General features: G+C 68.7%; 11 protein-coding genes. 8 read left to right on the forward strand and 3 right to left on the reverse strand.

What is annotated here, in order from left to right:
- Positions 1 to 12 precede the first annotated feature (12 nt).
- Positions 13 to 2,265: a RelA/SpoT family protein gene (locus ELQ90_RS06245; RefSeq protein WP_128494409.1), complete on the forward strand. Its 2,253-nt coding sequence runs from the start codon at positions 13 to 15 to the stop codon at positions 2,263 to 2,265.
- On the opposite strand, the gene ELQ90_RS06250 is transcribed toward ELQ90_RS06245, so the two are convergent.
- The 3 genes from ELQ90_RS06250 to ELQ90_RS06260 all read right to left on the reverse strand — a co-directional run bounded on the left by ELQ90_RS06250 (position 2,252) and on the right by ELQ90_RS06260 (position 5,095).
- Complete coding sequence (locus tag ELQ90_RS06250; RefSeq protein WP_128494410.1) at positions 2,252 to 2,818, reverse strand: hypothetical protein; 567 nt, start codon at positions 2,816 to 2,818, stop codon at positions 2,252 to 2,254. The genes ELQ90_RS06245 and ELQ90_RS06250 overlap by 14 nt on opposite strands.
- Before the next feature lie 161 nt (positions 2,819 to 2,979).
- Positions 2,980 to 4,209: a DUF349 domain-containing protein gene (locus ELQ90_RS06255; protein ID WP_243696043.1), complete on the reverse strand. Its 1,230-nt coding sequence runs from the start codon at positions 4,207 to 4,209 to the stop codon at positions 2,980 to 2,982.
- A 94-nt stretch (positions 4,210 to 4,303) separates the two neighbouring features.
- Positions 4,304 to 5,095 (reverse strand): peptidylprolyl isomerase, encoded by a 792-nt coding sequence (locus tag ELQ90_RS06260; protein ID WP_128494412.1) that lies wholly within the window; start codon positions 5,093 to 5,095, stop codon positions 4,304 to 4,306.
- 138 nt (positions 5,096 to 5,233) lie between these two features.
- Between ELQ90_RS06260 and ELQ90_RS06265 the strand changes: the two genes are divergently transcribed.
- From ELQ90_RS06265 to ELQ90_RS06295, 7 genes are all read left to right on the forward strand, one after another.
- Positions 5,234 to 6,574, forward strand: a complete 1,341-nt coding sequence (locus tag ELQ90_RS06265) for a replication-associated recombination protein A (protein WP_128494413.1) — start codon at positions 5,234 to 5,236, stop codon at positions 6,572 to 6,574.
- Positions 6,575 to 6,919: 345 nt separating this feature from the next.
- Positions 6,920 to 7,549, forward strand: a complete 630-nt coding sequence (gene rpsD, locus ELQ90_RS06270) for a 30S ribosomal protein S4 (RefSeq protein ID WP_128494414.1) — start codon at positions 6,920 to 6,922, stop codon at positions 7,547 to 7,549.
- Between the two features lie 162 nt (positions 7,550 to 7,711).
- Positions 7,712 to 7,945 carry a hypothetical protein gene (locus ELQ90_RS06275; RefSeq protein WP_128494415.1) on the forward strand — a complete coding sequence of 78 codons (234 nt, stop codon included), beginning with the start codon at positions 7,712 to 7,714 and terminating at the stop codon, positions 7,943 to 7,945.
- Positions 7,946 to 8,008: 63 nt separating this feature from the next.
- Positions 8,009 to 10,666, forward strand: a complete 2,658-nt coding sequence (gene alaS, locus ELQ90_RS06280; protein WP_128494416.1) for an alanine--tRNA ligase — start codon at positions 8,009 to 8,011, stop codon at positions 10,664 to 10,666.
- A gap of 3 nt (positions 10,667 to 10,669) precedes the next feature.
- On the forward strand, positions 10,670 to 11,179 hold the full coding sequence (ruvX, locus tag ELQ90_RS06285) for a Holliday junction resolvase RuvX (protein ID WP_128494417.1): 510 nt from the start codon (positions 10,670 to 10,672) through the stop codon (positions 11,177 to 11,179).
- Between the two features lie 202 nt (positions 11,180 to 11,381).
- On the forward strand, positions 11,382 to 12,554 hold the full coding sequence (mltG, locus tag ELQ90_RS06290) for an endolytic transglycosylase MltG (RefSeq protein ID WP_243696044.1): 1,173 nt from the start codon (positions 11,382 to 11,384) through the stop codon (positions 12,552 to 12,554).
- Positions 12,524 to 13,444: a shikimate dehydrogenase family protein gene (locus tag ELQ90_RS06295; RefSeq protein ID WP_166408870.1), complete on the forward strand. Its 921-nt coding sequence runs from the start codon at positions 12,524 to 12,526 to the stop codon at positions 13,442 to 13,444. Before mltG ends, ELQ90_RS06295 begins: the two co-directional genes overlap by 31 nt.
- Positions 13,445 to 13,457 lie beyond the last annotated feature (13 nt).

Genomic DNA, 13,457 nt, shown 5'->3' on the forward strand with positions numbered 1-13,457 from the left:
GTGGTGCGCGCGATGACAGAGACGACTCCGTCGCAGACCGCCTCCCTGCGACGCCTCGTGCCGCGAATCTTCTCGCGGGCACAGCCGGCCGGTGCGGTCGACCGCCTCGTCCGCACCGTCCGGATGCACGAGCCCAAGGCCGACGTCTCGATCATCGAGCGCGCCTACGCCGTCGCCGAGCGGGCGCACCGCGGGCAGAAGCGGCAGAGCGGCGAGCCGTACATCACCCACCCCGTGGCGGTCGCGCAGATCCTCGCCGATCTCGGCATCGGGTCGAAGACGATCGCCGCGGCGCTGCTTCACGACACGGTCGAGGACACGGCCTACTCGCTCGACGAGCTCCGAGCCGATTTCGGCGACGAGATCGCGATGCTGGTCGACGGCGTCACCAAGCTCGACAAGGTCAAGTACGGCGACAGCGCGCAAGCCGAGACCGTCCGCAAGATGATCGTCGCGATGTCGAAGGACATCCGGGTCCTCATCATCAAGCTCGCCGACCGTCTGCACAACGCCCGCACGTGGGGTTTCGTGAAGCCTGAGTCGGCCGTGCGGAAGGCCACGGAGACACTCGAGATCTACGCGCCGCTCGCGCACCGTCTCGGAATCCAGACCATCAAGTGGGAGCTCGAGGACCTCTCCTTCGCCGTGCTCCACCCCAAGATCTACGCCGAGATCGAGAGCCTCGTCCGCCAGCGCACGCCGCAGCGCGAGGAATACGTGCAGAACGTCATCGACTCTGTCGGCGAGGATCTCAAGGGCCTCAAGATCCGTGGCAAGGTCGTCGGTCGACCGAAGCAGTACTACTCGATCTACCAGAAGATGATCGTGCGCGGCCGCGACTTCGACGACATCTACGACCTCGTCGGCATCCGTGTCCTGGTGGGCAGTGTCCGCGACTGCTACGCCGTGCTCGGATCGATCCATGCGCGGTGGACACCGTTGCCCGGTCGCTTCAAGGACTACATCGCGACGCCGAAGTTCAACCTCTACCAATCGCTGCACACGACGGTCATCGGGCCGGGCGGCAAATCGGTCGAGATTCAGATCCGCACCCACGAGATGCACCAGCACGCCGAATACGGTGTCGCGGCGCACTGGAAGTACAAGGAGCGGATGAACGGCACGAAGGGCGGGGGAGCGCCGTCCGAGAGCGATCTCGCGTGGCTCGCGCACATCTCCGACTGGCAGGCCGAGACGGCCGACCCGGGGGAGTTCCTCGACTCACTGCGGTTCGAGATCGGTGCGAAGGAGACGTACGTCTTCACCCCGAAGGGACGCGTGATCGGCTTGCCCGCCGGAGCGACGCCCGTCGACTTCGCGTACGCCGTCCACACGGAGGTCGGTCACCGCACCATGGGTGCCAAGGTCAACGGTCGCCTCGTGCCCCTCGAATCGGAGCTCAACAGCGGCGACGTCGTCGAGGTCTTCACGTCGAAGAACCCCGACTCGGGGCCCAGCCAGGACTGGCTCAACTTCGTCAAGAGCCCGCGTGCGCGCAACAAGATCCGCCAGTGGTTCACGAAGGAACGCCGCGACGAGGCGATCGAGCAGGGCAAGGACGCGATCGCCCGCGCGATGCGCAAACAGAACATGCCGCTGCAGAAGCTCATGAGCCAGGATTCCTTCGCCGAGGTGGCGTCGCAGCTCCGCTACGAAGACGTGTCGGGCCTGTACGCCGCGGTCGGCGAGGGGCACGTCTCGACGCAATCGGTCCTCGAGAAGGTCGCGGCCCTCATCCAGGGCGAGAGCGACGTCGACGACCCGTCGGCCCTCGACTTCCCCGTGCGGGGACGAACGCGACCGCTTCCCGACAGCGACTCCGGCGTCCTCGTCCGTGGAGCCCCCGACATCCTCGTCAAGCTCGCCAAGTGCTGCACGCCGGTTCCCGGTGACGAGATCGTCGGTTTCGTCACGCGCGGGACGGGCGTCTCCGTGCACCGCTCCGATTGTCACAACGTCCAGTCGCTCCTGCAGGAGCCGGAGCGGATGATCGACGTCGAGTGGGCTCCCACCTCGAAGAGCCTGTTCCTGGTGCAGATCCAGGTGGAAGCGCTCGACCGGGCGGGGCTGCTCTCGGACGTGACCCGCGTTTTGAGCGAGCACCACGTCAACATTCTGTCGGCCACCGTGTCGACCTCGAACAACCGTCTCGCCATCAGTCGGTTCGTCTTCGAGATGGGCGACACGACGCACCTCGAACGCGTGTTGAACGCCGTGCGACGGATCGACGCCGTGTACGACGTGTATCGCGTCAACGGCGGCTGAGCTCGAAGCAGGTCCGTAACCGGGCCTCCGCCTCGCGCTTTCCGGGGAGATGCGCCCAGTCGTCGAGTGCCGACAGGACGTCGGCCGCGGGGATGCCGCGTCTCGACGCGACGGCGCGGAGGAGAGCGTCGTCGCCGCGGCGTCGTGGCATCCGAGCGAGGTCGATGATCGTCGCGACGGGGGAGAGGGTGAGGACGGCAGCCGTGCCGATGCCGACGATCTCACGGTGCTCGGGGCGGATGCGCATCGATCGTGCCGAGCGGTGAGGACGGCTCCAGCGCGACGTCGGACCCGACACCCCGATCTCGAGGGGCAGCGGAACCTCACCGCTCCCACTGTGGAGCCAAGCGGCGCTGCGACCCACGACCGTGCATCCCGGTGGGACGTCGGCCGCGATGGCGGCAGCGCGATGCCGATGGTCGACGGGTGTGCCGGCGGCCGCGAAGGCGGCTCCGACGACGACGAGGTCGCCGTCGAGCCGTGCTGCGGAGAGTTCGGCGATCGAGAACTCGTGGCCACCGATGAAGAGGGCGGGAAGCAAGGGAGTGGTCATGCCCGACAGGATGGGTCCCGCGCCTGCTCGCTCGCGTCTCGCAGGGACGATCTGTGGAGGAACGGCAGGACCGACCCCGTGGGAGTCTCAGTTGCGTCAGCCCACGGAGCCAGCCAACCGAGCCAGCCAACGGAGTCGGCCCGCGAAGTCGGTCGACGGCGTCAGCCGATCGCGTCGAGCCAGGCCTTCCGCGTCTCGAGAGCCTCGCGCGCCTCGGCCTCTGCCCGTGCGTCACCCGACGCCTGCGCGGCCGCGAGGTCGGCCTCGAGCTTCTCGATCGCCGAACTCAACTGCGAGGCGAGTCCCTGCGTGCGGGCCTTCGTCTCGGGGTTGTTCTTCCGCCACTGCTCCTCCTCGAGGGCCCGGACGGCCTGCTCGACCTTGCGGAGCCGGTCCTCGATCGGGCGGACGTGGTCACGCGGGACCTTCCCGGCCGCGTCCCATCGGCGTTGGATGGAGACGAGCACCTTCTTGGCGGCCTCGACGTCGGTCTCCTTGAGGAGCGGCTCGGCCTCCTCGAGGAGCGCGAGCTTGACCTGGAGGTTCGCCGAGTACTCCTCGTTCTCCGCCGCATCGATCGCGGCCTTCGCCTGGTAGATGGCGTCGCCAGCAGCTTTGAAGCGCGCCCACAGCGCGTCGTCGGTCTTCTTACCCGCTCGGCCGGAACGCTTCCACTCGTCGAGGAGGTCGCGGTAGCCGGGAACACCGTCGCTGCCCTTCGGGACGAGTGCTTCGGCCTGCTCGATGAGACGCGTCTTCTTCAACTTCGCGTCGCGGTGCACGGTGTCGAGCTCCGCGAAGAACGTCCGTCGGTGCTGCTCGATGGTGGTGCGAGCCGTGCGGAACCGCTTCCAGAGTTCGTTCGCCTCGTTCTTCGGGAGCTTCGGACCGGACTGCTGATGCGTCTGCCAGCGGGCGAAGAGGTCGTTGAGCTTCTCCGTGGCCTGCTTCCATTGCACCTTCGCGGGGTCGAGAGCCGCGAGCGCCTCGGCCTCCTCGACGATCGCCGTGCGCTCGGCGATGGCCCCGGCGAGCTGGGCGCTCGCCTCCTCTGACTGCTGCTCGGTGAGCTCGGTCACGGTCGTGTCGAGCGCTGCGACGCGAATGCGCAGCGACTCGATGTCGCCGACGGCGTTGGGGGACTCGAGTTCCGAGCGGAGCCGTGCGACCCCGCGTGCCACGTCCGCGGCGGGAGCGCCGCGTTTCGCGCGCTGCTCGAGGAGCACGACCTGGCCGGCCAGATCGGTGTACTTGCGCTGGAAGTAGGCGAGTGCCTCTTCCGGTGAGCCGTCCGGGAACTGACCGACGCTCCGCCAGTCGTCGCCCTCGCGGACGTAAACGGTTCCGTCGTCGTCGACGCGGCCCCACTCCTGCTGACCAGTCGTTGTCACGTGCATCACCCTTGTCGCTTGCGTTCGCACAGAGGTGCGACCGTCGAGAATCGTGCCCAGCCTATTACGGAGGGACTCCACGCCGGAGACAGTGCTACTGAACCGTTACCGACGTGATCGTCGTCGGGACGGCGGGAGTGCTCTCGGTGCCTTCGGCGATGCCCGCGTCCGTGACGGTCGACTTCAGCGCGTCGAGTCCATCCGTGACCGTTCCGAGCACGGTGTAGCCACCGGCGTCGTCGGCCGGGATGGTCGTGTCCTCGTAGCAGATGAAGAACTGGCTCCCCATGCTCTCGGCGTCATTGCTCTGCCGAGCCATGGCGATCGTGCCGGCGGGGTACACGTCGTCGGCCGGAGCGTTCTCGATCGGACCGTAGGAGAAGCCGGGGCCGCCCTGACCGGTTCCCTCGGGGTCGCCGCACTGCAGGACCGCGAAGTTCTCCGACGCCGTGAGGCGGTGGCACGAGAGTCCGTCGTAGAAGCCGGCCTGCGTGAGGGCGACGAACGCCGAGACGCCCTGCGGTGCCGCGGCGCCGTCGAGGGAGATCGCGAGCGGCACGTCGTTGATCGTCATCGTCCCGGTCCATGTCCGGTTCTCGGCGAAGTCGGGTGAGGGGAGGTCGACGGCTGGAGGAGCGTCGGCGTCCGTGCTCGGGCTCGCAGACGCGCTCGGCGTCGCCGCGGCCTGGAACGGACCTGCCTGGAGGAAGGCGAGCTGACCGAGAGTGACGGCGGCGCCGACGACGACCACGAGGATCGCGGCGATCCAGTTGTCGCGTACCCGCCGCGACGTGCGGTGCTCGTGCACGGCCTGCCGGGCCTTATACGCCTTCAACCGCTGACGTGCTTCTCTCGACGCGCGTTCCTCGTACTTGCTCGGTGCCACGTGTTCCTCCGCTGTCGACCGGACGGTGCCCGGGGGGTGGGGCCGGACGCGGACCCCATAGAACTGTACGGGTCGCGCCGACGGCGCCGCAAAAGAGGACCCGGCCCGGGTGTCAGACGTGCCCGCTAGCCTGGAGGCATGCCCACCTCCGCGCCCGGATTGCACCCGGGGTCGTCGCCGCTCGCCGTGCGCATGCGCCCGCGCAGCCTCGACGAGGTGGCCGGACAGCGGCACCTGCTCGGTCCCGGTTCCCCGCTGTGGAGTCTCGCGAGCGACACCGAGGGCACGAAGGGTTCCGTCTCGGTCATCCTGTGGGGGCCTCCCGGCACGGGGAAGACGACGATCGCCCAGGCGATCGCGCACTCGTCCGGTCGCCGTTTCGTCGAACTCTCCGCCGTCACGGCCGGCGTGAAAGACGTGCGCCAGGTCATGGAAGAAGCACTGTCCGGTCGCGACCTCTACGGCCTGTCGACGGTGCTCTTCCTCGACGAGATCCATCGATTCACCAAAGCGCAGCAGGACGCACTGCTCCCCGGCGTGGAGAACGGCTGGGTCATCCTCATCGCTGCGACCACCGAGAACCCGTCCTTCTCCGTCATCTCCCCGTTGCTGTCCCGGTCCCTCCTGCTCACCCTCGAGCAGCTCTCGGACGAGGACCTGCGGATCCTGGTCGACCGTGCCATCGAGGATCCGCGCGGTCTCGGCGGTCGCGTCGACGTCGACGACGCCGCGAAGGACGCGATCGTCAGGCTTGCATCGGGTGACGCGCGTCGGGCGCTCACGGCACTCGAGGCTGCGGCGTTCTCCGCGGCCGCCGTCGCCGACGAGGACGCGAGGCCCGTGGTCACGGACGACATCGTCTCGACGGCCGTCGATCGCGCTCTGCTGCGGTACGACAAGAACGGCGACGAGCACTACGACGTCATCAGCGCCTTCATCAAGTCGATCAGGGGCTCCGACGTCGATGCGGCCCTGCACTATCTCGCTCGCATGATCGAAGCGGGGGAGGACCCGCGCTTCATCGCCCGGCGCCTCATCATCTCCGCCGCGGAGGACGTGGGCATGGCCGATCCTCAGGGGTTGCCGATCGCTGTCGCCGCCGCCGACGCCGTGCAGCTCATCGGTATGCCGGAGGGGCGCATCCCGCTCGCGGAGGCGACGGTCTACCTCGCGACGGCAGCGAAGTCGAATGCTGCGTACAACGGCATCAACGCCGCGATCGCCGACGTCAGGGCCGGGGCGTTCGGCCGCGTTCCGAAGCACCTCCGCGACGCCCACTACGCCGGCGCGAAGAAGCTCGGTCACGGCAAGGGCTACAAGTATCCGCACGACGCGGACCTGGGCGTCGTGCAGCAGCAATACCTGCCGGACGAGTTGTCCGGAGCGCGGTACTACCAGCCCACGACGCACGGCAACGAGCGCGACGTCGGTTCGCGGCTCGAGAAGCTCCGACGCATCATCCGCGGCATCACGGGTTGAGGCCGGTGGCGTGCTAGGATTGTCGGCGGCCTAGGTCCTGTCCGAGCGTGCGGCTGCGCGACGACGACCGATGGGATGCGCTCTGTAGCCGAGCGACCCTGGCACGAACCCTCTTACAACCGAACACCGATCGTCCTGTGTCGATTCGTCCTGTGTCGATGACGTCCTCTGTCGATGACGTCCTCTGTCGACCACTCCGTGCCGTGAGGCATGGGCCGTGAGGCGCGGACGACTCGATGTGTTCGGAAAGGTTCCCCGTGGACTTGTGGAGCGCGCGTACGCGCTCCGACCCACGACGTCGACGGCGTCGTGGAGACGTCAGAGAATTCCATCCGAAAGGAAACCGTGTCTACCAAGTCACGTACCCGTAGCAAGACCCGGCTGTCGCGTTCGCTCGGCATCGCGCTCACCCCGAAGGCCGCCCGCTACCTCGAGAAGCGTCCGTACGCCCCGGGTGAGCACGGCCGCTCGAAGCGAAAGGCCGACTCGGACTACGCCGTCCGTCTGCGCGAGAAGCAGCGTCTCCGTGCCCAGTACGGCATCCGCGAGAAGCAGCTCCGCATCGCCTTCCAGGAGGCTCGTCGTACGAAGGGCCTGACGGGTGAGAACCTCGTCGAGATCCTCGAGCACCGCCTCGACGCGCTCGTCCTCCGTGCCGGCTTCGCCCGCACGACGGCCCAGGCGCGGCAGATGGTCGTGCACCGTCACATCCTCATCGACGGCAAGATCGTCGACCGCCCCTCCTTCCGTGTGAAGCCGGGTCAGCTCATCCACGTCAAGGCGCGCAGCGAGGGCACCGAGCCCTTCCAGGTCGCGGCTGCCGGTGGCCACGCCGACGTCCTTCCGAAGGTTCCGGGCTACCTCGAGGTCGAGCTCGACAAGCTCCAGGCGAGGCTCGTCCGCGACCCGAAGCGCGCAGAGGTCCCCGTGACCTGCGAGGTTCAGCTCGTCGTCGAGTACTACGCGGCTCGCTGACGACCAGCACGCATCACCCGAAGGGGGTCACGGTTCGCCGTGGCCCCCTTCGGCGTTCCGACGGCGCCGTCACCGAGAGCAGGGCGGCCGTCGCCGACGACCGGCGGACTAGGATGGCTTCTTGGTCACCTGTCGCCGAGCGGCCCCCCGGAGGAGCACACCATGAAGTCCGTTTTCTGGCTCATCGTCGGTATCGTCGGCGGTTTCGCCGTCGCCCACCAGATCAACAACACGCAGCGCGGCGGCGCCTTCTTCGCTGACCTCGACGACAAGCTCCGGGAGTTCGGCGACTCCATCGCCGATGCCTACAAGGAGCGCGAGGCCGAGCTCCGCGCGTCGCTCGAGAGCGTCACCCGCGAAGCGGAAGACGCGATCGACAAGCTCTCGAAGGACTGACGATCCCCGTCGTCCCCACCGAACACCGGGCGCCCGTCGCCCCCGTACGACTCGAACGGAAACATGCAGACAGCTGACATCCGGCAACGCTGGCTCGACTTCTTCGGCTCGCGAGGCCACACCGTGGTCCCGTCGGCCTCGCTCGTGAGCGACGACCCCACGCTCCTCTTCACGGTGGCCGGCATGGTTCCGTTCATCCCGTATCTCACGGGCCTCGTCCCTGCACCGTACCCGCGTGCGACGAGCGTGCAGAAGTGCATCAGGACCAACGACATCGAAGAGGTCGGGAAGACGCCGCGACACGGCACGTTCTTCCAGATGAACGGCAACTTCTCCTTCGGCGACTACTTCAAGGAGGGGGCCATCGGGTACGCCTGGGAGCTCCTCACGAGCCCCGAGTCCGCCGGCGGATACGGCTTCGACGAGAAGGACCTCTGGGTCACCGTCTACGAGGACGACGACGAGGCCATCCGCCTCTGGAAGCAGATCGCCGGACTGCCGGACGAGCGCATCCAGCGCCTCGGCAAGGACACGAACTACTGGTCGACGGGCCAGGCCGGACCGGCCGGCCCGTGCTCGGAGATCTTCTTCGACCGCGGACCGGCGTACGGCGCCGACGGCGGGCCGGCGACGGACGACGACCGTTACGTCGAGATCTGGAACCTCGTGTTCATGCAGTACGCGATCGAGGACGTCCGCAGCAAGGTCGACTTCCGGATCGCGGGCGACCTCCCCCGCAAGAACATCGACACGGGCATGGGGCTCGAGCGCGTCGCGTTCCTCAAGCAAGGCGTCGAGAACATGTACGAGATCGACCAGGTGCGTCCTGTCCTCGATGAGGCCGCCCGGTTGTCCGGGCGCCGCTACGGAGCCGTCCACGAGGACGACATCCGCATGCGCGTCATCGCTGACCACGTCAGGTCCTCCCTCATGCTCCTGAGCGACGGCGTCACGCCGTCGAACGAGGGTCGCGGCTACATCCTGCGCCGACTCCTGCGACGGAGCGTCCGTTCGATGCGTCTCCTCGGCGTGGACGGCGCGACGTTCCCCGAGCTCTTCGCCGCTTCCCGCGACGCGATGAAGGCGGCCTACCCGGAGGTCGAGACGGAATACGACCGGCTCTCCGCTTCGGCGATCGGCGAGGAGGAGGCGTTCCTGCGCACCCTCGCCGGCGGCACGACGATCCTCGACCTGGCCGTCGACAAGACCAAGACGTCGGGTGGCGCCGCGCTTCCGGGCGACACGGCGTTCCTCCTCCACGACACGTACGGGTTCCCGATCGACCTGACCCTCGAGATCGCCGAGGAGGCGGGGCTCTCCGTCGACCGCGAGGCGTTCGACTCGCTCATGACGCAGCAGCGGACCCGAGCCAAGGCCGACGCGAAGGCGAAGAAGTCCGTCCTCGCCGACCTCTCCGCCTACAGCGAGTTCCGTCGCGCCGGCGAGACCGTCTTCACGGGGTACGACGAGCTCGAGACCGGTTCGCGAGTCCTCGGGATCATCGTCGACGGTGAGTCGGTCACGCGAGCGACCGCCGGCCAGACGGCCGAGGTCATCCTCGCGGAGACGTCGCTCTACGCCGAATCCGGCGGGCAGGACGCCGACAAGGGCGTCATCGTCGGCCCCGGTTACGAGCTCGAGGTGCTCGACGTGCAGAAGCCCGTCAAGGGCCTCATCTCCCACACCGTCCGCGTGTCGAGCGGCGAGGTGTCCGTCGACGCCGAGGCGACGTCGATCGTCGACGCCGAGTACCGACGCGGTGCGCGCCAGGCGCACTCCGGCACCCACCTCATCCACGCGGCGATCCGCCAGGTGCTCGGACCGAATGCGCACCAGTCGGGCTCGTACAACAAGGCGGGCTACTTGCGACTCGACTTCTCCTGGAACCAGGCGCTCTCCCCGGAAACGCGCACGGAGATCGAGGAGATCGCCAACAACGCGATCCAGGACAACCTCGAGGTCGTCACGCGGGAGCTCCCGCTCGATGAGGCGAAGTCGCTCGGCGCCATGGCGCTCTTCGGTGAGAAGTACGGCGACGTCGTGCGCGTCGTCGACATCGGCGGTCCCTGGTCGCGCGAGCTGTGCGCCGGAACCCACGTGCGCACGAGCGCCGAGGTCGGGATCATCAACCTCGTGAGCGAGTCCTCGGTGGGTTCGACGAACCGTCGTGTCGAGTCGCTCGTCGGTCCGCAGGCCTTCCGCGACTTCGCCGTCGAGCGGTCGATCGTCTCCCAGCTCTCGAGCAGCCTGAAGACGCCGCGCGAGACGTTGCCCGAGCGGATCTCCGAGCTCGTCTCGAGCCTCAAGCAAGCGGAGAAGCGCATACAGGCGTTCGAGTCGCGCGCTCTCGCCGAGCGTGTCCCCACCCTCGCGAACGCGGCGAAGCGCGTCGGCCAGCACCTCGTCGTCGCCGAGAACCTCGGCGCCATCGGGTCGGGCGACGAACTGCGCTCGCTCGCGACGCAGGTCCGGGCGAAGCTCGCGGCCGAGTCGGCCGTCGTCGCGCTGGCCGCGGACGTCTCCGGTCGTCCCGTCGTGATCGTCGCGACGACCGACTCGGCCCGGTCGAGCGGTGTGAAGGCCGGTGCCCTCGTCCGCACGGCAGCCGGTGTCCTCGGCGGGGGCGGCGGCGGCAAGGACGATCTGGCGCAGGGCGGCGGGAGCGACGTGTCGAAGATCGACGCGGCTCTGTCGGCCGTCGTCGGCGCGATCGGAGCCTGAGGCGTGCCTCACGACGACTTCCGGCCGGGCGTCCGGCTGGGAATCGACGTGGGGAAGGCGCGCATCGGCGTCGCGCGGTGCGACCCGCACGGGATGCTCGCGACCCCGCTCGAGACGGTGGCGCGACGCCGCGACGGATCGGACGTCGCCCGCCTCGTCGAACTCGCGAGGGAGACGGACGCGTTCGAGATCGTCGTCGGTCTCCCGCTCGCGCTCTCCGGCCGGGTGACCGAGTCGACCGAGGACGCTCGGCGGTTCGCCGTGCGGCTGGCGTCCGCGGCCGACACGGGAGTGCGCCTCGTCGACGAGCGGCTCAGTACCGTCTCGGCCCACTCGGCGTTGCGCGCGTCGGGCAGAAGTCAGAGATCGTCCCGTACAATCGTGGACCAGGTCGCCGCCGTCGTCATCTTGCAGCAAGCGCTCGACTCCGAGCGCAGCACGGGACGGCTCCCCGGAGCGTCCGTCGAAGCAGAGGAAACGCCCACCCCCCATGAGTCGACCCCCCATGAATGACGTCCCGCCCGAGGATCAGGATCCTTTCACGTCCCTCCTGAGGGGCGGCGGCACACCGGAGCAGGGCTCGAGGTCCACCCCGCCGCGACCCGCCGGTGGAGACGCCGGATCGGATGGGCCGCTCTCACGACGGGAAGCACGCGAACGGGCGACGTCGGCGGGAGGGGACGCCCCCGTCGTCGACGAGGACGTCCCTCCGCACGTGTTGCTGGGCACAGCGACGGCGGAGCAACCGACGGTCGCCGCCGACAGGTCCTCACGACGGGCGTCGACGCGCAGCGCGGAATACCCGCCGAGGGACAAGCCGTCCCGACGTCGTGGCGTCGCCGTGGGCATCATCATCACTCTCCTCGTTGTCGTAGGGGTCGTCGCGAGTGGTTCCTACGTCTGGAACACCTTCGAGCCCCAGATCCGGTCGGTCATGGGCTGGGAGGAGCCGAACGACTTCGACGGTGCGGGCAGCGGCGAAGTGCTCATCACGATCGCCGACGGCGAGACGGGGTCCGACGTCGCCGACACCCTCGAGACCGCTGGCGTCACGAAGACGGCAGAAGCCTTCTACGAGCTCCTGCTCGACCAGGACGAAGACGTGGTCTTCCAGCCGGGCGTCTACAGCCTCGCGAAGGGGATGAGCGCCCGTTCCGCGCTCGACGCGCTCCAGGACCCAGCGAGCAAGATCGAACGCACCGCGGTGATCCGCGAGGGCATCACGGGACCCACGATCATCGCCGAACTCTCCGCGGCGACCGAGATCCCCGTCGAGGAGTTCGAGGCGGCGATCGCCGACCCGACCGTCTACGGGGTTCCCGAGAACGCCGTGTCGATCGAGGGATGGCTCTTCCCCGCGACGTACACGTTCGACCCCGGTCTGACGGCCCAGCAGGTCGTCCAGACGCTCGTCGACCGCACGATCGCATCGCTCGACAGCGCCCGGGTGCCGGTGGAGGACCGCGAGCGCGTGCTCACGATCGCGTCCATCATCCAGAGGGAGGCGCGTCAGGCCGACGACTTCTACAAGGTGTCGCGTGTCATCCAGAACCGTCTCGACGACGGCATGCGGCTCGAGATGGACTCAACGGCGCAGTACGGCGTCGACGAGGCCACGGGGTCGGTGTGGTCGTCAGCCGAGGCGCTCGGGTCCGACAACCCCTGGAACACGTATCAGCGGGACGGACTCCCGGTCGGCCCGATCTCGAGCCCCGGCGACGTCGCGATCGATGCGGCCATGCACCCGGCCGACGGAAGCTGGTTGTTCTTCGTGACCGTCGACCTCAACACGGGGGAGACCGTCTTCTCGAACACCGTCTCGGAGCACGACGCCGCCGTGCGGCAACTCCGGGCCTGGTGCGCCGACAACCCCGGCAGCGGCTGCTGAGCCGGGCCGTGCCGCTCGAGAACCCGTTGTTCGGCGTCGTCGGTTCGCCGATCGCGCATTCGCAGTCACCGGCCCTGCACCGGGCCGCCTACGCGGTGATCGGGTTCGAGGCGCGCTACGACCGGACGGAGATCGGCGACGGCGGTCTCGCGGACTTCCTCCGGGGTGCCGGTGTCGAGCGTCGCGGGCTCTCGGTGACGATGCCGCTCAAGCGCGAGGCGTGGTCGATCGCTGCGACACGTGATCGTGCGGCCGAACTCACGGGAGCCGTCAACACGCTGTACCGGAGTGGTGGCGACGAGGACGCCCCGTTCGCCGGTGCGAACACCGACGTCGGCGGGATCGTCGATGCCGTCCGGTCGGGCGCTGCACGGGAGCCGCGGCACGTCCTCGTCCTCGGCGGCGGTGCGACGGCGTCCTCCGCCGTCGTGGCGGCCGCGGACCTCGGAGCGTCGGCCCTGACGCTCGCCGTGCGGACGCCCGAGCGCGCCGAGGGTGCAGCGCGACTTGCCCGGTCGATCGGTCTCGCCGTCGACGTCGTCACGCTCGACCGCATCGCGAGCATCCGCTCCGACGTCGTCGTCTCGACCCTGCCGGGCGGAACGCCGCTCGCCGGTCTCCCCACGGCGGCGTGCGACGACGGCGCTCTGCTCCTCGACGCGGCCTACGCGCCGTGGCCGAGCGAACTCGTGAGGTACTGGATCGCCGGCGAGGCTCCGGTCGTGCACGGGCTCTCGATGCTCGTGCGCCAGGCGGCCCGGCAGGTGCGGCTGTTCGCGAGCGTCGACGACGCCGAGTGGGCGACCGTCGCCGATCGAACGACTGCTGCGATGTTCGACGTCGTCGGTCTCGACCGCTCGGGAATCGTTCGGTCCCTCCCCGACGCCTGACGTCGGACAGCGT

The organism is Labedella phragmitis, from assembly GCF_004078635.1.
GTDB classification, from domain to species: Bacteria; Actinomycetota; Actinomycetes; order Actinomycetales; family Microbacteriaceae; genus Labedella; species Labedella phragmitis.